21 protein-coding genes, 2 tRNA genes and 1 pseudogene are annotated in these 26,114 nt (G+C 53.5%); 11 read left to right on the forward strand and 13 right to left on the reverse strand.

The genetic code is table 11. The annotated features are described in order from the left end of the window. Positions 1–104: 104 nt before the first annotated feature. The gene (locus GE278_08145) at positions 105–2,210 is read left to right on the forward strand and encodes a chitinase (GenBank protein ID QLK60734.1); all 2,106 of its coding nucleotides are present in this window, start codon (positions 105–107) and stop codon (positions 2,208–2,210) included. Between the two features lie 236 nt (positions 2,211–2,446). Here GE278_08145 and GE278_08150 read toward each other — a convergent pair whose 3' ends face one another. From GE278_08150 to GE278_08165, 4 genes are all read right to left on the reverse strand, one after another. Next, complete coding sequence (locus GE278_08150; protein QLK60735.1) at positions 2,447–2,809, reverse strand: hypothetical protein; 363 nt, start codon at positions 2,807–2,809, stop codon at positions 2,447–2,449. 347 nt (positions 2,810–3,156) lie between these two features. Beyond that, entirely contained in the window at positions 3,157–3,462 is a 306-nt protein-coding gene (locus GE278_08155; protein QLK60736.1) for a putative selenoprotein, read from the reverse strand. Further along, positions 3,455–5,539 (reverse strand): carbon starvation protein A, encoded by a 2,085-nt coding sequence (locus GE278_08160; protein QLK60737.1) that lies wholly within the window; start codon positions 5,537–5,539, stop codon positions 3,455–3,457. The genes GE278_08155 and GE278_08160 overlap by 8 nt, the downstream gene beginning before the upstream one ends. A gap of 233 nt (positions 5,540–5,772) precedes the next feature. Beyond that, entirely contained in the window at positions 5,773–6,699 is a 927-nt protein-coding gene (locus GE278_08165; GenBank protein ID QLK60738.1) for an EamA family transporter, read from the reverse strand. 147 nt (positions 6,700–6,846) lie between these two features. Here GE278_08165 and GE278_08170 point away from each other — a divergent pair, with 147 nt between their 5' ends. Continuing rightward, positions 6,847–7,761: a LysR family transcriptional regulator gene (locus GE278_08170; protein QLK60739.1), complete on the forward strand. Its 915-nt coding sequence runs from the start codon at positions 6,847–6,849 to the stop codon at positions 7,759–7,761. Between the two features lie 74 nt (positions 7,762–7,835). Here the strand turns inward: GE278_08170 and GE278_08175 are convergent, their stop codons facing one another. Continuing rightward, the gene (locus tag GE278_08175) at positions 7,836–8,345 is read right to left on the reverse strand and encodes an ATP-independent periplasmic protein-refolding chaperone (GenBank protein ID QLK60740.1); all 510 of its coding nucleotides are present in this window, start codon (positions 8,343–8,345) and stop codon (positions 7,836–7,838) included. A gap of 367 nt (positions 8,346–8,712) precedes the next feature. Here GE278_08175 and GE278_08180 point away from each other — a divergent pair, with 367 nt between their 5' ends. After that, positions 8,713–10,134, forward strand: a complete 1,422-nt coding sequence (locus GE278_08180; GenBank protein QLK60741.1) for an aminotransferase class I/II-fold pyridoxal phosphate-dependent enzyme — start codon at positions 8,713–8,715, stop codon at positions 10,132–10,134. On the opposite strand, the gene GE278_08185 is transcribed toward GE278_08180, so the two are convergent. From GE278_08185 to GE278_08210, 6 genes are all read right to left on the reverse strand, one after another. Continuing rightward, the gene (locus tag GE278_08185; GenBank protein ID QLK63241.1) at positions 10,135–10,743 is read right to left on the reverse strand and encodes an SIS domain-containing protein; all 609 of its coding nucleotides are present in this window, start codon (positions 10,741–10,743) and stop codon (positions 10,135–10,137) included. Between the two features lie 14 nt (positions 10,744–10,757). Further along, a complete protein-coding gene (locus GE278_08190) occupies positions 10,758–12,398 on the reverse strand; it encodes a ribulokinase (protein QLK60742.1) in 1,641 nt (546 codons plus the stop codon). A gap of 29 nt (positions 12,399–12,427) precedes the next feature. Next, positions 12,428–13,381, reverse strand: coding sequence for an ABC transporter permease (locus tag GE278_08195; GenBank protein QLK60743.1), 954 nt, complete (start codon positions 13,379–13,381; stop codon positions 12,428–12,430). A 1-nt stretch (position 13,382) separates the two neighbouring features. Continuing rightward, the gene (locus GE278_08200) at positions 13,383–14,372 is read right to left on the reverse strand and encodes an ABC transporter permease (protein QLK60744.1); all 990 of its coding nucleotides are present in this window, start codon (positions 14,370–14,372) and stop codon (positions 13,383–13,385) included. Further along, complete coding sequence (locus GE278_08205; protein ID QLK60745.1) at positions 14,365–15,882, reverse strand: ATP-binding cassette domain-containing protein; 1,518 nt, start codon at positions 15,880–15,882, stop codon at positions 14,365–14,367. The genes GE278_08200 and GE278_08205 overlap by 8 nt, the downstream gene beginning before the upstream one ends. 268 nt (positions 15,883–16,150) lie before the next feature. After that, positions 16,151–17,137: a substrate-binding domain-containing protein gene (locus tag GE278_08210; protein ID QLK60746.1), complete on the reverse strand. Its 987-nt coding sequence runs from the start codon at positions 17,135–17,137 to the stop codon at positions 16,151–16,153. A gap of 776 nt (positions 17,138–17,913) precedes the next feature. Here GE278_08210 and astC point away from each other — a divergent pair. The 6 genes from astC (at position 17,914) to GE278_08240 (ending at position 24,994) form a co-directional block, all read left to right on the forward strand. Further along, complete coding sequence (gene astC, locus GE278_08215) at positions 17,914–19,134, forward strand: acetylornithine/succinylornithine family transaminase (protein ID QLK63242.1); 1,221 nt, start codon at positions 17,914–17,916, stop codon at positions 19,132–19,134. Between the two features lie 28 nt (positions 19,135–19,162). Continuing rightward, positions 19,163–20,236, forward strand: coding sequence for an arginine N-succinyltransferase (gene astA / locus GE278_08220; GenBank protein QLK60747.1), 1,074 nt, complete (start codon positions 19,163–19,165; stop codon positions 20,234–20,236). Continuing rightward, the gene (astD, locus tag GE278_08225; protein QLK60748.1) at positions 20,233–21,711 is read left to right on the forward strand and encodes a succinylglutamate-semialdehyde dehydrogenase; all 1,479 of its coding nucleotides are present in this window, start codon (positions 20,233–20,235) and stop codon (positions 21,709–21,711) included. Before astA ends, astD begins: the two co-directional genes overlap by 4 nt. Before the next feature lie 10 nt (positions 21,712–21,721). Continuing rightward, positions 21,722–23,065, forward strand: a complete 1,344-nt coding sequence (gene astB / locus GE278_08230) for an N-succinylarginine dihydrolase (GenBank protein QLK60749.1) — start codon at positions 21,722–21,724, stop codon at positions 23,063–23,065. A 19-nt stretch (positions 23,066–23,084) separates the two neighbouring features. Beyond that, positions 23,085–24,065: a succinylglutamate desuccinylase gene (gene astE / locus GE278_08235; protein QLK60750.1), complete on the forward strand. Its 981-nt coding sequence runs from the start codon at positions 23,085–23,087 to the stop codon at positions 24,063–24,065. A 188-nt stretch (positions 24,066–24,253) separates the two neighbouring features. Next, positions 24,254–24,994, forward strand: coding sequence for a hypothetical protein (locus GE278_08240; protein QLK60751.1), 741 nt, complete (start codon positions 24,254–24,256; stop codon positions 24,992–24,994). A gap of 131 nt (positions 24,995–25,125) precedes the next feature. Here GE278_08240 and GE278_08245 read toward each other — a convergent pair. Beyond that, a tRNA-Ser gene (locus GE278_08245) sits at positions 25,126–25,215 on the reverse strand. A gap of 358 nt (positions 25,216–25,573) precedes the next feature. Here GE278_08245 and GE278_08250 point away from each other — a divergent pair. Next, positions 25,574–25,837 (forward strand): annotated as a pseudogene (locus GE278_08250) (family 1 glycosylhydrolase). Further along, on the forward strand, positions 25,752–25,907 hold the full coding sequence (locus tag GE278_08255) for a hypothetical protein (protein ID QLK60752.1): 156 nt from the start codon (positions 25,752–25,754) through the stop codon (positions 25,905–25,907). The pseudogene GE278_08250 and the gene GE278_08255 overlap by 86 nt, the downstream one beginning before the upstream one ends. A gap of 52 nt (positions 25,908–25,959) precedes the next feature. Here GE278_08255 and GE278_08260 read toward each other — a convergent pair. Next, positions 25,960–26,049 (reverse strand) — tRNA-Ser (locus GE278_08260). Positions 26,050–26,114: the final 65 nt, after the last annotated feature.

Consider the following 26,114-nt stretch of genomic DNA (forward strand, 5'->3'; position numbering starts at 1 on the left):
AATATTTTTGCTGAAGGATGATTTGAGAGAAATACCATCCTCTCCAATTATAGACCCAACAGCACGAAGCTGTTAGACCCCTAACTTTTATTCAGGAAACTATTATGACAACCAGTAAATTGATTCAAACTGATTCCCTGACTGACAAATCTTATAAAGCAGACGGGTTTGATGCGTCTAAAGATACAGTGAAATACAGCTATACTTCAGCCCGCGTCGCTAAGCCGGTCTACAATAAGTATGACACCACCAACAAACCGAAAGTCTTTGGTTACTACACCGACTGGTCACAGTACGACAGTCGCGAGACCGATGGTGATGACACACCTGCTAACCGCGGTCGCGGTTACGATCTCGCCAACGTCAGCCCGACGGCGTATGACAAAATCATTTTGGGCTTCCTGGGCATTGTCGGCGATACCACCGGCGAGAAAGCCGATGTGATTGCCCGCGCAGCAAGCAACCTGAATAAATCTGTCAACGAACCGACTTTCCTTGACCCGTGGGGTGATTTCCAGACCAGCAATAACGTGGGTCTGAAAGATTCTGGCTGGGTAGAAATGGATGTGAATTCCGCCACGCAGGCGACGGTAAAAGGTATCGTTGGCGGTCTGCGCGATTTACAGGCGAAAGCCAAAACGCTGGGCCATACGCTGGCACTCTCAATGAGTATTGGTGGCTGGACCATGAGTAGTGGCTTCCACAACATGTCTCAAACCGCCGCTGGCCGCAGCACCTTTGCGAAGGGCGTAGCGAAACTGTTCACCCGCTTCCCGATGTTCTCTGAAGTGGATATCGACTGGGAATATCCGGGCAATGCCGGTAACAACAATGCCTATAGCGATACCGATGGTGCAAACTACGCGCTGTTGCTGGCTGAAATCACCAAAGAGCTGAAAGCGATTAAGCGTACTGACGTCAAAATCAGTATCGCCAGTTCCGCCGTAGTGGCGATTCTGGAAAAATCCGACGTTTCAACACTGCTGAAAAACGGTCTGTACAGCATCAACGTCATGACTTATGACTTCTACGGCACGCCATGGGCAGAACAACTGGATCACCACACCAATTTGCACGCACTGGTAGAAGGTGGTTGGGGTGTAGACACTATCGTCGATTATCTGCTGGCGAAAGGCTTCCCGGCTGATCGCATCAACGTGGGTTATGCGGGGTATTCACGTAACGGTCAGAACGCGGTACTGGAAAGTTTCTCTCCGCTGAAAGGGACATATACCCCAACGGCGAATGCGGAAACCAGCGGGACATTCGAAAGTGGTTGCAGCGAATGGTATGACCTGATCAATAACTATCTTGATCTGGAAAATCAGAAAGGCCGTAACGGCTTCAGCGTTTACACCGACCAGGTAGCCGATGCTGATTACCTTTACAACAAAGACACCAAGCTGTTCATGTCTCTTGATACGCCACGCAGTGTGCGCGCGAAAGGGCAATACGTGGCGAAAAAAGGCCTCGGCGCATTGTTTACCTGGACTATCGATCAGGACAACGGCGTGCTGGTCAATGCCGCACGTGAAGGTCTGGGCTGCACCGTCACCAACCAGGTTATCGATATGGCACCGTTCTACTTCGACGGCGTGAATATCGGTGGCGAAGTGCCGGATGATGATAAACCTGCGGCCAATACTAAGCCGGTTGCCGATATCCAGTTGCAGGTTATCAGTGGCTCGAAAGTGCGTCTGAGCGGTGCCGCCTCAAGCGATGCTGACAACGATGCGCTGACTTACAAATGGAGCGTTCCGGCAGGAATTTCTCCAAGCAGCACTACCACATCCACCATTACGTTTATCGCGCCGACCGTTGTCAGCCGTGCAGAGTTCTTGTTCTCTCTGACCGTCACGGATTCCAAGGCTGCATCTTCCGTTGCTAAGCAGTACACGCTGGTGGTGTTTGGTGAAGAAGTGATTGACCCGACGCCAACGCCAGATCCAGAGCCGACTCCTGAACCGGAACCAACTCCGGAACCGGAACCGACGCCAGATCCAGAGCCGACTCCGGATCCAGAACCTACCCCTGATCCAGAACCGACTCCGGCAGGCAAATACGCTGAGTGGGATGCCTCTAAGGTGTATAACACTGGCGATAAAGTCAGTCATAAAGGGAAAGACTATGTGGCAAACTACTGGACTCAGGATAACGAGCCGGGGGATCCAGAATTTACCGGTGAATGGTCGCAGTGGAAATTACTCTGACAGTAAGATGCAATATCCCTGAGGTTTCGGCCTCATGATATTGAAAGCACGAAGCGGGACACTTAGGGTGTCCCGTTTTTTTTTGCGTGGACAGGCAAGGATGACGGCACCTGGAGCGGTGCAAAGACGCCTTCAGGCAGGCACTCAGGAGGAGAAAACAGAGGGGGTGGGTAGGTCAGCAGGGCGGAAAAAAGGACAAAAAAATCCCCCGGAGAGCGGTTTCGCCGGGGGAGAAATTATTCAGAAGTCTTTTGGCTTTCCGGTTCTTTAGGTGAGGGCGCGAATGTCTCAATCATCGTTGCGATTTTCTTACCTAGCAACGTGATAATTGGCCCGGCAAAAACTCCTCCCAGACCGGCGATGACCAGCAAGCGGTCATCGTTGGCATTACGTGAAAGAACAAAAATACTCAATATCATGCCGCTGAAACAGGAGACAATTATTTGCATCAGGCAAGCCTCGATCTCTTCCATAAACGGCTTCTTCTGCCTCAGCATGATGTAGCGGACAATCCCGCCCCATGCTGACATTCCTATTACCGCAAAGACGATACCGTGCTCCATCGTAACGATATCTCTGGCATGTGCTGCACCAATCATGACGTTTTCCTCAGAAGTAAGAATAATGTAGATGCGGTTAAAATATCACCAGAGAATGCGGGGCGATAATCACAACACAACACATTTTGGCGTGAGTGTTTTTAGTCAGGTAGCAGGCAGAAAGTGAGAATTTAGACAGGTGCTGGCAGGGCGGCAGGCGTGTTTATCTCTTATCTGAGGGACTTATGGCGCAGCGCACTTGTTATAAAAAGCACACTGTAAAGAATTGATGTAAATAATAGTTGAGGAATTTCAGACGCATAGTCGTAGTGGTTTTTTTGTTTGCGGGTCAATACTCTCTGCCCGTCTTTTGAGACGGGCAGAGAAAGGGACGGGTCACTCAGGCATTAACACGGGCATTTTCCCATCTTGCCGCCTTCGCTCGGGAATCTCGCTTCCAGACACCGCCGGTGAAATTCCCGCTCGGTCATCGGCTCGGTATCCGGATGCCGCACCTTCATATGTTGCACGTAATTCTGGTAATCCTGCACGCCGACCATCAGTCGGAAACTCTGTGCGGTGCGCCGGACAGCCAGCTTCAGCCAGTCAGCAACGCTATGCGGCTTAGGTTCGATGATAAACAACGGCTGACAGCGGATGATGTGCAGCGTTGCAAACCGTGGCGTTTTAAACAGAGCGCGTGAATCAGACATGGCGCACCTCACGAACCGGACGGCCTTCGCGACGGTTAACCACGGCGGTTTCATGCACCGTCGGCGTGGCAGAATTCAACGCGCGGCGGATGACGAAGAACGACGACACCAGCATCGTCACGGCCACCAGCATAAAGAATCCGCACAGCACGGCATTGATTTGATTGTTCAGCACGATGGTATGCATATCTGCCAGCGTTTTGGCCGGTTTAATGATTTCCCCTGTGTCGATCCCCGCCGAGAATTTCTTCGCCTGTGCCAGGAAACCAATCGACGGTTTCTCGTGGAATATCTTCTGCCAGCCCGCGGTCATCGAGGTGATGAACAGCCAGACGGTCGGCAAAATCGTCACCCATGCATAACGCTGTTTCTTCATTTTGAACAGCACTACGGTGCCCAGGATCAGCGCCATCGAGGCCAGCATCTGGTTACCGATACCGAACAGTGGCCACAGTGTGTTGATGCCACCCAGCGGGTCGACTACGCCCTGATAAACGAAGAACCCCCAGCCCGCGACCGCCACGGTGGTTCCGGCAAAGGTACCGAGCCATGAGCGGTTGTTGGCGAGAGACGGCACAGCGACGCCCACCAAATCCTGCACCATAAAGCGGCAGGCACGGGTCCCGGCATCGACGGCGGTCAGGATGAACAGCGCTTCGAACAAGATGGCGAAGTGGTACCAGAACGCCATCATCGCGCGGCTGTTAAACACCTCAGTGATGATGTGCGCCATACCGACGGCGAAGGTCGGTGCGCCACCGGCGCGGGACAGAATCGACTGCTCGCCGACGTCTTTGGCGATTTGCGTCAGAATGTCAGGTGTGATCACAAATCCCCAGCCGTTAATCACTTGCGACGCACTTTCCACAGTGGTGCCAATCAGCGCCGCCGGCGAGTTCATCGCAAAGTAAACGCCCGGGTCGATAACTGATGCGCAAATCAGCGCCATGATGGCGACGAAAGATTCCATCAGCATTGCGCCGTAACCGATGAAGCGGATGTGGCTTTCACGTTCAATCAGCTTCGGCGTGGTACCGCTGGAAACCAGCGCATGGAAACCGGAGATGGAGCCGCAGGCGATAGTGATAAACAGGAACGGGAACAGACTACCGGAGAAGACCGGACCGCTGCCGTCAATAAAGCGCGACACCGCGGGCATTTTCATTTCCGGCATGGCAAAGACGATCCCCACCGCCAGCCCGGCAATGACGCCAATTTTCAGGAAGGTTGAGAGATAATCGCGCGGTGCCAGCAACAACCAGACCGGCAAAACCGAAGCGATAAAGCCGTAAATCACCAGCACCCAGGTCAGCGTTGTGCCGTGGAGCGTAAAGAACGGCCCCCAGTAAGGATCTGCTGCAACGTTGCCGCCGTAGATAATCGCCAGCATCATCAGCACGAAGCCAATCACCGAGACTTCGGCGATTTTCCCCGGACGCAGAAAACGCATGTAAACGCCCATAAAGAGCGCGATTGGAATGGTCGCGGCGATGGTGAACAGACCCCAGGGGCTGTCAGCCAGTGCTTTCACTACCACCAGCGCCAGTGCCGACAGAATGATAATCATCACGCCCAGCGCGCCGAGCATGGTGACCACGCCGGCAAAATTGCCCAGTTCCTGCTTGGCCATTTCACCCAGTGAGCGTCCGTCGCGGCGGGTGGAAATGAACAGGATCAGGAAATCCTGCACCGCGCCTGCCAGCATCACGCCGACCAAAATCCAGATCGTACCCGGCAGGAATCCCATCTGCGCAGCGAGTATCGGTCCGACCAGCGGTCCGGCACCGGCAATCGCCGCAAAGTGGTGGCCGAACAGCACCCATTTATTAGTCGGCACGTAATCCAGCCCGTCATTGTGGCGTTCAGCAGGTGTCATACGTTTGTCATCGAGCTCGAAGACTTTTTCAGCAATAAACAGGCTGTAAAAACGGTAGGCAATGCTGTAGCAGGCGATGGCGGCCACCACCAGCCAGAGGGCGTTGACGTGTTCGCCACGGCTTAAAGCCAGCATGCAAAAAGCAAAGGCTCCGATTAACGCCACCACCAGCCAGGTTATCCCGGACTTGACGCTTTTCATGATAACAACTCCTTGTGAGTGGTCCTGCGCAGGGCAGGCCACTTTTTTTTACGAGAGTGTGATGCAGGGAGGTAAGGGTCGTCGGCAGATTTGCACGTTACGACTTTGTTAAATTACTGGATGAAAATAATGTTTTTGAACAGAAAAGTTTGAAGTTAAAGATGAAAATGTGATGCGGTTGACGCTTTGTGAAGAGACAGCGGGTCTGATGACAGTAAAGTTGCAGGCTCAGGTCACTCTGCGCGGGTGAACTGTGTTTTTTGTACGACCTTTTCCCGTGTTTTGCCGGAACAAAGTGCAATCCCCGCTGCAATCAGCAGCGTGCTGACCAGATGAAAGGCATGCAGAGGGATATTCAGGAACAGGATACTCAGTGCGCCGCCGCTCAGCGGGATCAGATGGGAATAAATTTCCCCTCGTGTGGCACCAATCACCTGAATACCTTTATTCCAGAGCAGGTAGGAAAGCCAGGACGGAAAAATCACCAGATAAGATAAACCGGCCAGAAAACTGCGGTTGAGATAAACGTGAAGTTGCTGATGCAGACTGGCCACAGAACTGAAAGCCAGCACCGGCAGCAGAATCAGCGCGCCAAGCGCTGCACTGACGGCAACAAAGGCATTTCCTCCGACGTTTTTGGGTTTGGTGCGCAGGAATGCGCAGTAGAGCGCCCAACTGACGGCGGATCCCATTGTCCAGACATCGCCACGGTTGAGATTTTTCAGGGTTTCCACATGTAACAAATCACCTTGCATCACCAGCCAGACCACACCCAAAGAGCTTAAAACCACACCGGTAATATTGCGGGATGAAATCCGCTCTTTGAAAATAAACTTATTAATCAACAGCACCAGAGCAGGTGTGGTGGATAAATAAATAGCCGCATTTAATGACGACGTATATTGCAGGCCAATATAGAGCGTCACGGGAAATAATACCTGCCCGCACAGTGCCAGAAACAGGATGGTCCCTTTTGCTTTCTTCATTTCGGGCCACTGTTTTTTCACCTGCGGGAAATAGAGTGCCAGCAACAGCAGGGCGGTGAGCATCCACCGGGCTTCGGAGAGCATCATCGGGTCGGCTTGTGTCACCAGAAAATGGCCGACCACATAGTTGCCTCCCCAGAAACAGGCGGCGAGCGTCAAAAATAAATAAGGCATAGATTTTACCAAAAGTTGTGCCTGTGCTGGTATCGCTTTTATGCATACTAGGATCAATATCAGGCGGATTAAGTGGGCTAAAATGGTAAGACGGCGGGTCTGACAAATCTAATTCAAAGTTTTCATCAGAAGGTATCGTTTTAAACTATGAAATTCACTCTGCGGCAACTGGAATTTTTCATTGCATTAGCACAGACGCAACAGATATCGAAGGCGGCATCGAGATGTAATATCTCGCAGTCATCGATGACGGTCGCGATGCGCAATCTTGAAGACGCGGTAAACAACGCGCTGTTTGTGCGCCATGCGAAAGGTGTCACGCTGACGGCCGCCGGAGAGCGTTTTCTGCATCATGCACGGAAAATTATTAATGACAGCCAGCTCGCTATTGACGATCTGCTTTATCAGCCTCAGTTGGCACAAGGCACCGTGAATATCGGGTTGGCAAAAACCCTGTCAGCGTATTTATTGCCTGCCATCATTACCGAGGTGGAACAACATTTTCCGCTGATGACCCTCAATTTTATCGAGGCCAATCCGGCAAAGCTTATTGCGTCATTAAGGCAGCAGGAAACCGACTTTAGCCTGCTGCTGACCTCAAATATTATCCGTGAAAACGACCTGAAAATCGAAACGTTCATTCGCTCGCCGCGTAGACTGTGGATTGCGCAGGGGCATCCGTTACTCAGTAAACCGGTTATTCATCTGGCGGATATCGCTCACTTACCTTTTCTGTTGCTCGATACGGACGAATATCCTGACGTTATTCGTGAGCACTGGCTTTCACACGGTGGCCAGCCTCAGGTAACGTTTACCACTACGTCATTCGAAACGGTGCGTAGTCTGGTGGCCAAGGGGCGTGGAGTGACTATTTTGTCGGATCTGGTTTATCGCCCGTGGTCGCTGGAAGGATTGCGGGTCATGCGGCGAACGGTGGAGGACAGTATGACGTATATGGACGTAGGCGCGGTGTTATCTGAGGCGGTATCGCTTTCGGAGCCTGCGGCGGGGGTGCTGGATTATTTGCGGGTGATGATCACCCGTCACGGCGAAGACGCCTGAGGGTATCAGGCAAAAAAAAACCGGCCTGGGAAGGCCGGTCTGCGGTTGAAACGTCTGGATTACAGAATCAAAACTTATTCAGCTGCGGCTGGTTTTGGCTGACCCGGTTTGTGGTCACGCATCTGTTCCATTTTCTCAGCACGTTTTTGATAGTTCTCGTTGAACTGTTTTTTCTGCTCTGGCGTCAGCAGGTTGTACATTTTGTTTTCAGCACGGGCACGATCAAGCATACGGTCGGACTGCGCTTTAGTGATGGTATCAATCTGCGATTTCACTTTCGCTTCGTCGAAGCTGTCGGAAGCTACCAGGCTGTGCATCTGATCCATCTGCGCTTTCATCGCGGCGCGATCAGGGCGTGCGCCGCTGTCTTTCATAATGTCTTTCATCTGAGTTTTTTGCTGCTCAGTCAGGTTCAGGCCTGCGAACGGGTTCATATGCTGCGGGCCTTTATGATGCAGCATTTTGCCGTGTGTCGCGGCCGGTGCGTCAGGCGCTGGTGTTGCAGTTGTCTCAGCAGCAAACGCGAAAGAAGCAGAGCTCAGAGCCAGAGTTGAAGCCACAATCATTGCGGTAAGTTTGCGCATAATTAAATTCCTCATTGGAGATTCAGGCACGTCGCCCGTTTTGTTTCGACGAAAGCAAGTCTACTCAATCCAATGAATAGTAATACGATGGTGATGTAAAAGAGTGAAAGGCGAAGAGTCATTTTTCCATCAATCATGGAGAAAATGTTTAGAAAGCGTAAGGTTAGGCGAACAGACGTGAATGACGGGTCAGATAAATCCGAGTAATGCAGTGAGTTCACACATTAACATGCTGAATGTTTCACCGCTATAGCTCGCGTGTAAAGAATGCCAGTAGTTTACTGCGGGTTTACTTAGCGGTGATGGCGCTAAAGCAGGCATAATAGTTTTCATTCCATTAACACTATCTGTAACAGTGACCCGGACGATGACTGAATCCCGCTACGCTACACTGGCGCGCACACTGCGCAAACAAATCGAGATGCAGGTCTGGCTGCCCGGCGACAGGCTGCCTTCTCTGCGCGATACCTGCAAACAATCCGGTCTGAGCCTGATGACGGTGTTACAGGCTTACCAGCTGCTCGAAAGTCAGGGCGTGATCGTCGCCAGACCGCAATCCGGCTATTACGTCGCGGCAGGATTGCAGCGCCCGGTACGTCATCAGCCGGATGAGCGGCTGCACGCCGCCGAACAGATAGACGTCAACGACGCGATTTTCGATATCCTCAAGGCCGGACAGGATCCGGCTGTCGTGCCGCTCGGGTCGGCGTTTCCCGATCCGACGTTGTTCCCGCAGCCGCGTCTGGCACGTTCGCTTGCAAGTGCCGTCCGCCGCATGTCACCGCACAGCGCGACCGCCAATTTACCGCCGGGTAACGAAGAGTTGCGCCGCAGCATTGCACAGCGTTACGCGCAGAACGGAATAGAAGTTGCGCCCGATGAGATAGTGATTACGTCTGGCGCAATGGAATCGCTTGGGCTGAGTTTGCAGATGGTGACCGAGCCGGGAGATTGGGTGGCGATTGAATCTCCGGCCTTTTACGGCGTCTTGCAGGCCATTGAGCGGCGCAAACTGAAAGCCGTGGCGATCCCGACGGATGTGCGTTTTGGTATGGACCCAGATGCGCTGGAGAAAGCGCTGGAGACTTACCCGATCAAAGCCTGCTGGCTAATGTCCAGCTTTCAGAACCCGCTGGGCTGTACGTTGCCGCCGGAGAACAAAGTGCGGCTGGTGGAGATTTTGCAGGCGCATCAGGTGGCTATTATAGAAGACGACGTCTACAGCGAACTCTATTTCGGCAGTGAACGCGCCGTGCCGCTTAAAGCGTCGTCCTATCGCCGCGAAATTCTGCACTGTTCTTCATTTTCTAAATGTCTGGCACCGGGTTTTCGCGTCGGATGGGTGGCGGCGGGCGCTTACGCAGAGCGCATCCAGCGATTACAGCTGATGAGCACCCTGTCCGCCAGCGTCCCGGTTCAGCTGGCGTTGGCGGATTATTTGCAGCAGGGCGGTTACGACACTCATCTGCGTCGCCTGCGCCGCGTTCTCGAACAACGGCAGATGGCTATGCACCACGCGATCATCAAAGAATTCCCCGCCCAGGTTTCCGTTAGCCAGCCTAAAGGCGGCTATTTTCTGTGGCTGGATTTGGGCGAAAACGTCGATGCCGCGCACATTTACCCGCTGGCGCTGGCGAAAGGCGTCAGCATCGCGCCGGGCACCATGTTTTCCGCCGACGAACGTTTCCGCCACTGCATCCGCATCAATACTTCTTTCGAATGGGGCCCGCATACCGCCCGCGCTATTTCGGTGCTGGCGGCGCTGGTAAGGGAGCAGATCAGGGAGTAATCACACATCCTTCTCCCGTAATGTTTTCCCGACATTTCCCCCCGGATGGACTTTCAGCAGGCGCTGCTCATCGAATCCGTTACGGCGCATGATGTTACCGCACAGCGCGTCGAACACCGCCAGCACCAGCACGATGGAGGTGGTAGCCAGCATATTTAACGGATCGATTTCCCGCTGAATGTGCGTTTTTACCACCAGCGTCGCGGCGCGGGCGATGGCGGAATCCAGATTCTCGGTGACACTGACGACAGCCACGCCTTTGGCTTTGAGCGTCGGCAACAGACGCGTCAGCTCTTCGGAGTTACCGCCGCGCGAAATCAGTACCATCAGATCATCGCTGCGCAGAAAACCCAAATCGCCGTGTGCGGCATCGGTGGCGCTAAGATAGACCGCTGGCTGCTCAACGCACGCCAGCATGTGCGCGATTTTTCGCGCCGCAATGCCCGAAGTGCCCACGCCGGTAACAGCGATTTTGCCCTTGCAGCCGGTGACAAGCGTCAGCAGCTGTTGCCACGTATCGGCATCAAGATTGTTTTGCAGCGCCAGCAGCTCCTGGCTGTAGGTCTGCCAGCCCTGACACGCCTGCAAAAACTCCTGATCCGCACGCATTTTCTGTTCTATATTCATTCGGTCTCCCCCTGCATCAGGCGGCGGTACTTCATGCTGTCGTGGTACATCTCATGGAATACGCGGTATTTACGGTCGTAATATTCTTTGATTTTGTTGGTCTGCGGCGTAACGGTTTTGCCGATACGGCTCATGGCAGCCATCGCTTCCGGCAGGGAATCGTACGCACCCGCTGCAACGGTGCCCATCATGGCGCTGCCAAGCAGCATCGCTTCGCTCTCTTCCGGCAGTAACATCGCGCAACCGGTAGCATTGGAGTGCTCCTGCACAAACACCGGATTTTTAGTGCCGCCGCCGCTGGCCATCATGGTATCAATGCGGTAACCGCTCTGATTCATGGTTTCTATAATATGACGGGTGCCGAGCGCCAGCGCCTGAATGGTCGCCAGATAATGCAGCGCCATGTCCTCCGGCGTGCGCGATAGCTTCAGCCCGGTCAGCGTGCCGGTGAGCGTCGGATTGGCACGCGGTGAGCGGTTGCCGTGGAAGTAGGGAAGCATATGAATGTCTTTGGTGAGGAAGGCGATGTCCTCCGGTTCACCGGCCATTTTGCGCAGAATGCCGTTGAGCACTTCGTAAATGGTTTTGCCGCTGTCTTTTCCCTGTTTAAGCAGGTCCTGATAACACGGATGCGACTGAATCACGTGGTCGATCAGCGCCCCGGTTGTGGACTGGCCGCCTTCGTTTAACCAGTAGTCGGGCAGGATGGCGGAGAAATACGGCCCCCATATCCCGCCGATGTAGCGGGCGCTGCGCGACATCGCCATGTGCGCCGTTGAGGTGCCGCCGATCAGCGCAATACGGTTGTCGAAATCTGCTGACTCACCGGAAGCTCCGCTGGCGCCGAGAATGCCGAGACTGCCAGCGTGAGCATCGATAATCGAGACGCTGACCGCCGTACCAGCCATCAGCCCCATTTCCGCGGCGGCGCGCTGCGTCAGCCCGTGGCCGAGGGGTTCGCCCATGGTTTTCACTTCGCTGCCGATTTTCGCCGAGTTGTTTTCCAGCAAATCTTCCAGCCCGATCTGGCGGAAATAGCTCGGATCCCAGCGGTCTTCGTGCCCGATGTAGGTCCATTTACACACCGTGGAGCACAGCGAGCGGGTAGTGCTCTGCGTCGCGCGCCACGTCAGGAAATCCGGCAAGTCGAACAGATGCCCGACGTTATTCCACGTCGTCGGCATATGCTGTTTCAGCCACAAGAGTTTTGGTGTTTGCATCTCCGGCGAAATAATCCCACCGACAAATTCCAGCACGCGATGGCCGGTGGCGTTAATGCGTTCAGCCTGCGTGATGGCGCGGTGATCCATCCACACAATGATGTTTTGCTCGCTGCGCCCGGACGGGCTGACGGTCAGCGGTTTGCCTTCTTTATCCAGCACCACCAGCGAACAGGTCGCGTCGAAGCCGATGCCTTTGACCTGAATCGGGTTGATATCAGCCTGATTCACCGCGTCTTTGACGGCGTTGCAGACGGAGTGCCAGATCTCATCGGAAGACTGCTCGACGAAATCGGCTTTTGGGCGGTACAGCGTAATCTCGCGGCTGGCCTGGCCGACCATGCGGCCGGTCATATCGAAGACGCCCGCGCGGGCGCTGCCGGTTCCTACGTCTACTCCAATAAAATAACTCGCCATGTTCGTTCCCTTCGGTAAAAAGCGTGAGCTTAAGATTGTCGATTTTGTAAGGCGATAAACAGGATCAGGACCCCGCCCCAGAGTGCCATCGTCAGGTAACTGCTGACGCCCATCAGGTTCAGGCCACTTTCCAGCATTTGCAGGACGATCAGCGCCAGCACCAGCCCGAGGATCCGCCCGAATCCGCCGTCGGGGTTGATCCCGCCGAGCACGGACGCCAGGATGGTCACCAGCAGATAGGAGTCGCCGTAGCCCGCTTTCGCCGAGTTAAATTTGGACATCATTAGCAGCGCCGCGCCCCAGCCGAGCAGGGCGGAAAGAACGTACACTGCGATGGTCACTTTGTGGGTGTTGACGCCGCTAAAGCGCGTGGCCTGTTCGTTGGAGCCCATCAGATACAGGCTTCGCCCGAGCGTGGTGTGTTCGAGTAACACCCACAGCAGCACCGCGACCAGCAGAAACAGCAGCAGGGCGACCGGAATACCGAGCACGCTGCCGTTACTGAGATACTGAATCGCCGGCGGAAAACCGGAAATCACTGCGCCATTGGTGAGCAGAATGTTCAGTCCGGCGATCAGCGTCATGGTACCGAGCGTGGCGAGGATAGGCGAAACGCCGATATAGGCGATCAGCGCACCGTTGAGCACACCAATCACCCCCGCAATCGCCAGTCCGGCCAGCAAGGCCAGTGCAAAATACTCCGGCTGGCCGGGGTGGGTGACCATAATTGCGGCCATTGCCAGAGAACAGGCGTTCGCGCCGGCAATCACAGAAAGGTTGATCCCTCCGGTGAGCATAGTGATGCCCATGCCCAGCGCTAACATGCCCAGAATCGGCAGCTGTGAGGAGATCGACTGGAAATTCCCCACGCTGTAAAAACTGCCGCCCAGCGTGAAGGAGAACAGCACGGCCACGGCGACGATGATCAATAACTGCAGGCGGATAATACGATCGCCGGGGAAAAATCGGTTTAAGGTGCTCATGTCACATCCCCTTCGCCAGTTTGCGTTTTTCATTCCACGCGGTGCTGCTGATGCTGATCAGAATGATCACGCCGCTGAAAACCTGATGCCAGTAAGACGAAATGCTCAGCAGCGTCAGACCATTTTGCAAAAACGCCAGCAGCATGACGCCAAGAATGGTGCCGGTCAGCGAACCACGACCGCCGGTCATACTGGTACCGCCCAATACCACGGCCGCCAGTACGGTCAGCTCGTAGCCGAGCAGGGAATTCGGCGCGACGGACTGGGTTATCTGCGCCTGAACCACGGCGGCGATCCCCGCCAGTAATCCCATAAAGCCGTAAACGTAAAAATGCAGGCGCAGAATGTTCAGGCCAAGGCGCGAGGCGGCGTCGCGGTTGCTGCCCATCGCGTAAATCTGGCGGCCCACGCGGGTGCGGTTCATCAGTACGCCGGTGGCGATGATCACGCCCAGCAGGCTGAGCAGCGGCAGCGTAAGCCCGTAGTCATAGCCGTCGGCGGCGGTGAATTTGAACCAGCTGATGCCGTTCATAAACCAGTCCGGGAATCCGTACAGCCAGGTGCCGTTGGTGAGATAGACCAGCAACCCGTAGAACAGGTTTAACGTGGCGATGGTGATGATGATGGCCGGAACGCGCAGCCAGTACACCAGAAAACCGTTAACCAGCCCCAGGAGTAAACCGGTGCCCATCGACATCGCAAACGCCAGCGGGAAGCTGCCGCCGTGATGAATGATATAGCTGGCCATTACGTACTGCCCGATGGAGGTGACCGCAGGGAAGGAAATGTCGATCCCGCCTGCGATCAGCACCACAAACAGGCCGCAGGCCAGGATGCCGAGAATGGCGTAGCTGGTGGCGACGTCGGTCAGGTTGCCAAGCGTCATAAATTCTTGTGTGCTGACGCTCAGGCCGATGACAAGAATCAGTACCAGCAAGCCCAGCCAGAATTCGTGTTGTGAAAACAACTTCGAGAGGTGTTTGTTATCCATTGATCGCCTCCGCAATCTGCGCTTCGCTGCTTTGATGCGGTGCAAACTCAGCGACCAGTTCGCCTTTACGCATCACCAGAACGCGGTGACTGTTGTAATAGGCTTCGGGAATTTCATCGCAAATCATCAGTACCGCCATACCGGATTCCGCCAGATCCCGCGCAATGCGGTAGATGCCTTCTTTATTCGCGATATCCACGCCGACGGTCGGCGAATCGAGGATCAAAATATGCGGCTGCGTCGCGACCCATTTAGCGATGGCGATACGCTGTGCGTTACCGCCGGAGAGCGTTTTGACCGGCAGCCCGCTGTCGGAGACTTTAATGTTGAGGTCGCGGATCAGATCTTTGACCACGGATGCGGCTTTACGATGATCCATCAGGCCGGTGCGGGTTTGCAGCCTGCCGAAAATTGACACCAGCGTGTTGTCATAAATGGATTGTTCCATGATCAGTCCCTGCGTCAGACGGTCTTCCGACACATAAGCGATCCCCTGACGGATGGCGTCGCGGTTGCTGTGAAATTTCACGACTTTGCCATTGACGCGAATTTCGCCACTGTCCGGCTTACTCATGCCGAACAGACTCAGGCACAGCTCGGTACGCCCGGAACCGAGCAAGCCGATAATCGAGGTGATTTCCCCCTGACGCAGTGACAGCGAGATATCCTGATACTGGCCTTTGCGGCTGAGATGGCTGACTTCCAGCAGCGGCGTAACTTCTGCGGGCGCACGATGCGGCAGATGGCTGTAGCTGAAACGCTGTCCGGTCATCAGGAACGCCAGCTCGTTGCTGTCGAGACTGCTGGCCGGATAGGTGCCGACCAGTTTGCCATCGCGCATCACGCTGATGCGGTCGGCAACTTCCATCACTTCATCTAAACGATGGCTGACGAAAACGACACAAATGCCCGCGGCCTTCAGCTCATTCACCACGCGCAGCAGGCCGTTGACTTCGGTGCGGGTCAGTGAGGCGGTAGGTTCATCCATGATAACCAGACTGGCGTCGGCAGCGATGGCGCGGCAAATGGCCACCAGTTGGCGATCGGCTATGGATAATTTTTCGACTTTACGATCAGGGTCGAGAGAAACGCCAACCCGTTGCATGGCGGCGAGCGCTTTTTTGCGCATGGCATCGCGGTGTACCCAAAAATCGCCACCCGGCAAATAGCGGTGAATGGCAATATTTTCGGCGACCGATAAATTAGGGAATAAAGACAAATCCTGATAAATAACCTGAATCCCGTAATAAGAAGAAAGTTGCGGCGTTAAGGTATGAAATAATTTTCCGTCGAGCGTAATACTCGCGCCTTTTTCCGGCTGGTAGACACCGGATATAACTTTAATAATGGTGCTTTTACCGCAGCCATTCTGACCGGCAAGACAGTGCACTTCGCCTTTATTTAACGTCAGACTGACATTATCCAGCGCTAAAACGCCGGGGAATTTTTTACTGATATTTTCAAGGCTGATAAAAACCTCAGCAGGCACAGCGAGCGTGAGCGCATTCATCACATAATCCTTACTTTATACCCGTCATACTTTACGCTGTGGGGGCGTTGGCGGCGTTCGCTCACCCGAATCACCTACTTGTGTAAGCTCACCGGAATTCACTTATTTGCCATCTTCCCGCAACTCGAATTATTTAGGGTATAGGTTTGCAATTTTTTTAGAAAAGCAGATACGGCACCACACACTACGCCGTATCTGTTCCTATTTGCCTGGTGATGGCGTTGGGAATAAAAATACTCCCGGTAAAAATTAAAGTTTTATCGTTATTTTAGAACCCGAGTGATTTCGCATTTTCCGGCGTCACTTCCAGGATTTTATTAAAGCGGATGACGTGCTTATCCATATCGACATCGGCTTTACCCAATCCTTCGATGCTCAGGTCTTTAGTGACTTCTTTACCCTGCAACAGTTGATCGGCGACGCTTACCAGCGCGAAGCCGGCATCTTTTGGATCCCACAGCAGAACCTTCTTGATATCACCGCGCATCAGATATGGGGCCGCCTGTGCAGGCATGGCGATACCGACGACGGCGAGTTTATTTTTCGCACGTTTCTGCTGAACCGCCTGACCGGCACCGATCGGGCCGAGTGAACCGAATCCGATGATCCCTTTCAGGTCAGGATAAGTTTTCATCAAATCGAGCGTAGTGGAGTAGGACTTGTCGATATTTTCCGCCACCGGCAAACGGGAAGTGACTTCATGCATATCGGGATATTTTTCTTTCTGATACTTGATGGCCGCATCAGCCCATGCGTTGTGCAATGGCACGGTCAGTGAACCGACGTAAATTGCATAACCCCCTTTGCTGCCCATGTCCTTTGCCAGTTCATCCATATTGGCTTCGGCATATTTCTGGCTGTCGATGGTTTCAACATCCCACTGGCCGATCTGCTGGTCCGGTGACTCATGAGTCAACACGACGATGCCTTGCTCGCGGGCTTTTTTCAGGACAGGTTCCAGCACTTTGGCGTCGTTTGGCACCACGATAATGGCGTCGACTTTTTTGGCAATCAGATCTTCAATCACTTTCACTTGCTGAGCCGGATCGGGCGTTGAACCACCCACCTGATAGGCATTCACATTAAGTTTTTGCGCGGCGTCTTTAACGCCGACTTCCATGCGGGTGAACCAGGGAATACCGGTCACTTTTGCTACCACGGCGATGTCGTAGGGCTTGGCGGCGAACGTTGGTGTGGTGAATAACATGCATGCCGAAACCACACATGCATTCACTAATGCGAGGTTAAATTTCATGTCTGTACCTTTCTTATGATGTTCTGTTCTGGTGTAGGGGGACGGGCGGTGGTTATTTATTCCACACTCAGAGATTAACTTAACGGGAAAGCCGTTTTCGCGCAGTCGTGAATGAAATGTGATTAGCATCCGTAAATGTTAATTTATGTAACTTTAATTGTTAATTTTAAGTTATTTAAAACCATGAAAAGTGCAGCAGGGGTAAAGGTGAGTTGACGTTACCGATAACAATGATACTAAATTTAAACAAATAATTAACACTTATGCATCATTTTTGACGGGTGAGGGCCAGAGGAGACGTGAAAACCGGCATGGCTGGTTTTTATTTACGCAGAGTGTGAAGGCGGTCACGGGAGATGATTGCGCCACAAAAGTGCACTGACGCACTGTTATCGGGCATTCCGCCTCGCAGGAATAGCGCGGATACGCGCCGGATCACAATCCTGCACAATTCCTGTCAGCCGGAATAAAAAAATTCGCTGCATACTCATTCTCTGCCGCGCGTTGCTGCGAAAGGGGATTTTTTTTGTTTATTCATTATTTATGCAATTAAATTGAATAATGGCCGCTTTTAAGTGATTGTTTTTTCTATCCCTCGCCCGTTTTATTCACTTTTATCCTTTGCTGGCACGATGCCTGCACTCTATGATGTGACTGAGTGAATTAATTATTAACTTTTAGATAACAAATTAATAACCGAAATTTCCGCCTGTATGGGGGGCGGAAACGTGCACCCTGAATTCAGCCAGTCACTGGCATTCATTAAAGAGGTTTATATGGAACACCAACAGCAACCGCAAAACGTCAGCCGCCAGAACTTTGATGACTGGATGGTGCCGGTATATGCCCCTGCCGCGTTTATTCCGGTGCGTGGCGAAGGCTCCTGGTTATGGGATCAGGCGGGTAAAGACTACGTGGATTTTGCGGGGGGTATTGCGGTGAACGCGCTGGGACATGCGCATCCTGAAATTCGTAAAACGCTGCATGAGCAGGCCGACAAAGTCTGGCATCTGGGAAACGGTTATACCAACGAACCGGTGCTGCGTCTGGCAAAGCAGCTGATTGACGCAACCTTCGCCGACAAAGTGTTTTTCTGTAACTCCGGTGCGGAAGCCAACGAAGCGGCGCTGAAACTCGCGCGGCTCTATGGTCATAAAGCGGGTGGCGAAAAGAATGAAATCATCGCCTTCAAAAACGCTTTCCATGGTCGCACGCTGTTTACCGTCACCGCAGGCGGTCAGCCGAAATATTCTGAAGATTTCGCGCCGCTGCCACCGGCCATAACCCATCTGCCGTTTAATGATCTGAACGCAGTGGCCAGCCATATCTCTTCCCGTACCTGCGCGGTGATCGTTGAACCGATTCAGGGCGAGGGCGGTGTGGTGCCCGCTGACGCCGAATTCCTGCAAGGCCTGCGCGAGTTGTGCGACAAGCATCAGGCCGTGCTGATTTTTGATGAAGTGCAGACCGGCGTGGGCCGCACCGGTGAGCTGTATGCCTATCAGCACTACGGCGTGGTGCCGGATATTTTGACCAGCGCCAAGGCGCTCGGCGGTGGTTTCCCGATAGGCGCGATGCTGACCACCGACAAATACGCCGTGCTGTTCCAGCCGGGTACCCACGGCACAACTTATGGCGGTAACCCGCTGGCGACCGCGGTTGCGGGCAAAGTGTTTGAGATGATCAACACAGCAGAGGTGTTGTCCGGCGTGCAAAAGCGTCATGAATGGTTTATCGCCGGACTTAAGCGCATCAACGATCGTTATCACGTCTTCAGTCAGGTACGCGGTCAGGGACTGTTACTCGGTGCGGTGATGAGCGAGCGCTATAAAGATCAGGCGAAACAGCTCAATACGCTGGCGGCAGAAGAGGGGCTGATCGCCCTGATTGCCGGGCCAAATGTTTTACGTTTCGCGCCATCGCTGATTATTCCGGGCGCCGATATCGAGGAAGGGCTGAACCGGCTGGAACGCGCTGTTGCACGCCTGTGCGTGTGATTTCTCTGTATGAATGAGGTAAAGCACTATGATGTTGATTAGACCTGTGCGGCCCGGCGATCTCGCCGATATCCTGCAGTTGTCAGGCAAAACCGGCATCGGTTTAACGTCTTTGCCCAAGGATGAAACGCATCTGCGTGCGCGCATTGAACGTTCCGTGGCGACCTGGGAAGGCAGTCTGGAGAAAGCCGACCAGGGTTATCTGTTTGTGCTCGAAGACACTGAGCAGCAAAAAGTCGTGGGCGTCAGCGCTATCGAAGTGGCGGTCGGTCTGAGTGAGCCATGGTACAACTTCCGCCTCGGCACGCTGGTGCACGCGTCCAAAAGCCTGAACATTTATAAGCCAGTGCCGACGCTGTTTCTGAGCAACGATCACACCGGCTATACCGAGCTTTGCACGCTGTTTCTCGACAACGACTATCGCAACGGTAAAAACGGTCAGCTGCTGGCGAAAGTCCGTTTTCTGTTTCTCGCGGCGTTCCGCCAATACTTCTCCCGCAAGGTGATTGCCGAAATGCGCGGTGTTTCTGATGACACCGGTCATTCCCCGTTCTGGGACAGCGTCGGGCGGCATTTCTTTGGGATGGAATTCGCCGAAGCCGACCGACTGACCGGCATGGGACAAAAATCCTTTATTGCCGAACTGATGCCTAAACATCCGCTATACACCGAGCTGCTTAGCCCCGACGCCCGGGCGGTGATTGGTGAAGTGCATCCGCAAACCGCACCGGCGCGCGCGGTGCTGGAAGCCGAAGGTCTGAGTTATCAAGGATATGTAGATATTTTCGACGCAGGTCCGACGCTGGAAGGTGAAATCGATCAGCTGCGCGCCGTCAAAGAGAGCCGCCTGATGCCGGTTCGGCTTGCCGAACACAGTGAAGAGGGGGACGAGCCGCTGTATCTGGTGGCTAACGAGCAGTACCAGAATTTTCGCGCGTTACTTATTACCGGCGGGGAATCGTCAGAATCCCTGACGCTCAGCACCGCCGAAGCTGAAATTCTTGGCCTGCGCGAAGGCGACAATCTGCGTGCCGTGGCGCTCTTTCCCGGCAAGAACCTCAATTCCGCTCCGCAATCTCTCAAAAAGGAAACACTCGCATGATGCAACCCGCACTCTTTATTCAGGGCCAGTGGCGTAGCGGACAGGGCGCGCAGCTGAACAAAACCAATCCGGCGGATAACACACTGCTGTGGTCCGCGCTCAGCGCCAATGCGGAAGATGTCGATATGGCCTGCCTCGCCGCCCGTACGGCATTTCCTGCCTGGGCGCGTAAAACCGTGGCCGAGCGCGCGGAAGTCATTACGCGCTTCGCAGAATTACTCACCGGGCATAAAACCCGGCTGGCCGAAATCATTAGCCAGGAAACCAGCAAGCCACGCTGGGAAACGCTGACAGAGATTCAGGCGATGATTGGCAAAGTGGCGATTTCACTGGAAGCCTGTCAGCAGCGCACGGGTGAAAAACATACCGCAATGCCCGATGGCGAAGCGGTGTTGCGCCACCGTCCGCATGGCGTGCTGGCAGTTTTCGGCCCGTATAACTTCCCCGGCCATCTGCCGAACGGCCATATCGTTCCGGCTCTGCTGGCGGGCAATACGATTATTTTCAAACCGAGCGAACTGACGCCGAAAACGGCTGAAGAAACTGTCAAGCTGTGGGAACAGGCCGGTTTGCCGGAAGGCGTACTAAATCTGGTACAGGGCGGACGCACAACCGGCGAAGCGCTGGCGGCCTGTGCCGATATCGACGGCCTGCTGTTCACCGGCAGTGCGGGCACCGGCTATCAGCTGCATCGCCAGCTGGCAGGTCAGCCGGAAAAAATTCTGGCGCTGGAGATGGGCGGGAATAACGCACTGATCGTCGAGCCGGTCGAAGACATTGATGCTGCGGTCAATCTGACCATTCAGTCGGCGTTTATTTCTGCGGGGCAGCGCTGTACCTGCGCGCGCCGTTTGCTGGTCAAAGAGGGCGCGGCGGGGGATGCGTTTATCGCGCGTTTAGTGGATGTCACCATGCAGATCCGCTCCGGCGGATGGAACGATGAACCGCAGCCGTTTATGGGCGGCGTGATTTCTGACGCGGCGGCACGCAACATGCTTAAAGCGCAGGACGGCCTGCTGGCGCTGGGTGGTAAACCCTTGCTGTTGCTGACCCGTCCGGATCCGCTTAACACCGTGTTGACGCCGGGGATTATCGATCTGACCGGCGTGGCGGGCGTTCCCGACGAAGAATATTTCGGGCCGCTGCTGAGTATTTATCGCTACAGCGACTTTGACAGCGCCATCGCTCTGGCCAATCAGACCCGCTTCGGGTTGGCGACTGGCCTGATATCGGCTGAGCGCGTTCAGTTTGAGCAGCTATTATTGGAAGCACGGGCGGGCATTGTGAACTGGAACAAACCGCTGACCGGAGCCTCGAGCAATGCGCCATTTGGTGGTATCGGCGCGTCGGGTAACCATCGTCCGAGCGCTTATTACGCCGCTGATTACTGCGCGTGGCCGATGGCCTCGCTGGAAACAGACAAGCTGGAACTCCCCGCGACGCTGTCGCCGGGTATTGATTTCCGCACAACCTGAGGAGACAGGCATGTCTGGATGTGAAGCAAATTTCGACGGATTAGTCGGGCCGACGCACCATTATGCGGGGCTGTCGTTTGGCAACGAAGCCTCGACCAAAAACCAGAATGCGGTGGCGAATCCGCGTCTGGCAGCGAAGCAGGGCCTGCTGAAAATGAAAGCGCTGGCTGATCTGGGTTTTGCGCAGGGCATTTTGCCACCTCATGAACGCCCGCACCTTAGCACATTGCGACAGATGGGTTTTGGCGGCAGCGACCGTGAAGTGCTGGCTAAAGCGCAGGCGTATTCGCCGCGTTTGTTGTCGTCGCTGAGTTCAGCGTCATCCATGTGGGTGGCGAATGCTGCCACGGTATCGCCTTCCGCCGACAGTGCGGACGGGCGCGTGCATTTCACCGTCGCCAATCTGAATAATAAATTCCATCGCGCCATCGAAGCCGAAACCACATCAGCTATCTTGCGCGCGACGTTTCACGCAGACCGATATTTCGCCCATCATTCCGCGCTGCCACAGGTGGGGGCACTGGGCGATGAAGGTGCCGCCAACCATAACCGGTTGTGTGGTGAATACGATAAACCCGGCGTGCAGGTGTTTGTGTATGGTCGCGACGGGCTGGTCACCGGCGAGAACGAGCCGGTGCGCTATCCGGCACGTCAGACCCGCTTAGCCAGCGATGCCGTTGCGCGTCTGCACCAGCTCGACGAGAAGCGCACGGTATTTATTCAACAAAATCCGCAGGCCATCGACAGCGGCGTGTTCCACAACGACGTCATTTCCGTCAGCAACGGCAACGTGCTGTTCTATCATCAGCAGGCGTTTGTGAATTCATCCACAGCGCTTGATGAAATACACCGCAAAATGGCGGCGCTTGGACTGGATTTCCAGCCGATAGAAGTGCCGCAGGCCAAAGTATCGCTTGATGACGCCGTGGCGACATATCTGTTTAACAGCCAGTTGCTGACCAAATCCGACGGTAAAATGTTGCTGGTGGTACCGGAAGAATCCCGTCAGCACGTCGGCGTATGGGCGTATTTGTCGGCACTGGTAGAAAGCGGTGGCCCGGTTAATCAGATTGAAGTGTTTGATCTGCGGGAAAGTATGCGCAACGGCGGTGGCCCGGCGTGTCTGCGCCTGCGCGTGGCGCTCAACCGTAACGAACTGAATGCAGTGAACGTCGGTTCACTGATGAGTGATACGCAGTTTATCAGCCTGAATAATTGGGTGGATAAGCACTATCGCGACCGTATGCAGGCGAAAGATCTGGCCTGTCCGCAGCTGCTCACCGAAGTACGCACCGCACTCGACGAGCTGACCAATATTCTCGGTCTTGGCCCGATTTATCCGTTCCAGCGCTGAGTTTTCAAAGGAGTGAAACATGTTTGATTTACTGGCGATGACGCTTTCCGGCGATCCTGTCCCCCAGCCTTTCGGACAAACGGAAATGCTGGACTGGCAGTGGCGCGGCGAAGGTATTCTCGAACTGTCACCCCGTCAGCCCTGTGAAGCGGCGGTGGTCATTTCTGCCGGTGTTCACGGCAATGAAACTGCACCGATCGAGCTGCTTAATCAGATGGTCAGCAAACTGCTGTCGGGTGAGTTAATGCTGAATATCCGGCTGTTGGTTCTGCTGGGAAATCCGCCGTCGATGCGTATCAACCAGCGGTATGTCGATGCCGATATGAACCGCATGTTCGGCGGTCGTCATGCCCGCTACAGGCCGAATGATGAAACCCGCCGTGTGCAGGAACTTGAACAGGTGATGGCGTTGTTTTACCGCAGCGCCACGGCGGCCGGTACCACGCAGCGGTTCCATTATGATTTGCATACCGCAATTCGCGGCTCTAAACACGTGCGTTTCGGTCTGCTGCCTTTTCAGCCGCGCCCGCAAGGCAAAGGGATGCTCGCATGGCTTGATGCCGCCGGGCTGGATGCGCTGGTGCATCACCGTTCGCCGGGCGGGACCTTTACCCATTTCAGCAGCGAAGTATTTCAGGCCGACAGCTGTACGCTCGAACTGGGCAAAGCCTTACCGTTTGGCAGTAACGATCACACACAGTTCAGCGGCGTGCGGCGTGCGCTTGAAGCGCTGGTCAGCGGCGAACCGTTGCCTGACCGAAAAGCGGAGGCTCCCTTACTCCATTACCGCGTAGTACAGGATGTGATCCGCTCGAAAGAAGATTTCCAGCTGTTCATTCCCGGCGATGCGCTCAATTTTACCGCATATCAAAAAGGATTTGTGATCGCCAGGGAAAACGGCAAAACCTATCGGGTAGACGCTGAAGAAGAGGTGGTGTTGTTCCCTAATCCAAACGTTGCGATGGGATTACGGGCAGGTCTGATGTTGGTACGCATTTAATTACTCATCTTATTAAATAATAAACCCCATGTTTTAATATTTATTAAGGCATCTTTTTGGCATGGGGTGCTTTTTGTGTTCGGCTTTTCACAAAGAAAATATTTTAGCATTGCTTAATGAATAATGGAGTTTTATTCTTACTTCCCCGGTTTAGTGTTAACTATATGTAAATAAATGGATTATTATTTATGCCTCTAAAAAATTGTAACTATGAAAAAATATTAGATGATATTTATGAGACTGCGTCTGAAGGTGAATGTGAATATTTTTCTGACAATGAAGGGCCACTTTGGGCACAGGGTGCTATAGCGAGATTACCTATTGCATCAGCCCAGCCAGTCGAGCATGTCAGAGTTCGAAGAAAAAAATCACAACGAAAAACACAATTAAAATTAAAAATCCAAAATCAAATGTTTGCAGCTGTGGTACCCAGTAAAACCGATGCCTTACCAAGGCTGCCTGCTTATATTCCACCCTTTAATGAACGAACGGTTTCTGCACCAACTGTTACATTACCTGTTCAACTTAAACCTTTAAAAAGATGGCAGTCTTCTTCTTCTTCCTCAGCTTTTGACCTGCCTTCAACGTCAAAAGGTGTTAAAAGCAAATCAAGAAATTTTATGCCATCGGCAGCGGCGGAAAATTTGCCAGGATGGTCAGTTGATGAGAGTGATATGTCTGTACTGGATCTTGACGGGCCTAGCATCAGAAAATATAACGAATTTAAAGCAGCAATAGCAGCGGCAAATTGTTGTCCGACAGACTCGCGGCACTTTGATGGAAGGCGCTGGGATCTAAAACTCACTCATCAGAAAAATTGTTATAGGCTGTATAGAATTAAACTTGCAGGACAGTATCGGGCGGCTTTTATTATCAATAATGACGAAAGAAAAGTGATGATGATGACTGCATCGTCGCATGAAGGTTGATATGGAAATGGGTCTCATACTATGAAAATGCTCAAGCAGGGTTACCACCGCCTGCTTGCTGATGTTTGAAAAGGGGGAGTGCATTAAAGAAAAAGGGTCCTGATTTTCATCAGGACCCTTTTTCTTTAATTTGGCGGTGAGAGAGGGGTTCGAACCCTCGATACGATTTCTCGTATACACACTTTCCAGGCGTGCTCCTTCAGCCACTCAGACACCTCACCGTGTTTGTTACATCGCAAGCGGTGCAACGGGGCGTTACTATAGGGAGACAGCCGTAAAGGGTCAAGCAGAATTTCGGCGTTTTGTGCCTGTCGCTTACAGACTGCGCAGCCTGTTGGATTAGTAAACAATGCGCAGTTTCTGCGGGCTCAGCCTTTATCTGGCGGGGAATGTCTGACATTAACTATCCTGCAATTGTATAAATCACCTTGCGTGTATATTGATAATTGATGATTTGGCCGCGGGTTTAATATTTCACAGAGAGTAAGCCTGATGCCTGAATTTCAATAGCAGCTTAGAGATGAAACTGGAAATAGCTCACAGAAAAAACTAAACAACAAATCAAGTCTTTATTCATCGATGTTTAATTCTATGCTGGCGCTGTTCAAAAATGGAATTGATAAAAATAACCGGCAGTCATTGCCATAAATCGCTTTTTATCGCGATATGCTTAACCAGATGAATGCCAGCGGCATTAAGCCTTTCGCCAATCTCTTCCACTTCGATATGCCTGAACGCATGATGCAAAAGGGCGGATGTGATTTTGCTCGGGCCGCAGGTGGCGTATCTCAAAGCGCGCGTGGAGACAATAACGCAGGGCACCAGACCTGTCGCAGCGATTGATATGTTGAGTTACGGGCGGATGAACGGGGCGGCGGTATTGACGCAGGCTATCGCGCTTAAGGAGGAGTAAAAACAGAAAAGAAAAAGGCCCGGATTTTCATCCGGGCCTTTCACTTATAATGTGGTGGAGAGAGAGGGGTTCGAACCCTCGATACGATTGCTCATATACACACTTTCCAGGCGTGCTCCTTCAGCCACTCAGACACCTCTCCAGCTATCAACCGCACCGCAGTACTGCTGACCGGCGCTAATGTAGGGAAAAGCGGGCCCATCGTCA

This window comes from Enterobacteriaceae bacterium Kacie_13, assembly GCA_013457415.1.
Taxonomy (GTDB): Bacteria; Pseudomonadota; Gammaproteobacteria; order Enterobacterales; family Enterobacteriaceae; genus Rahnella.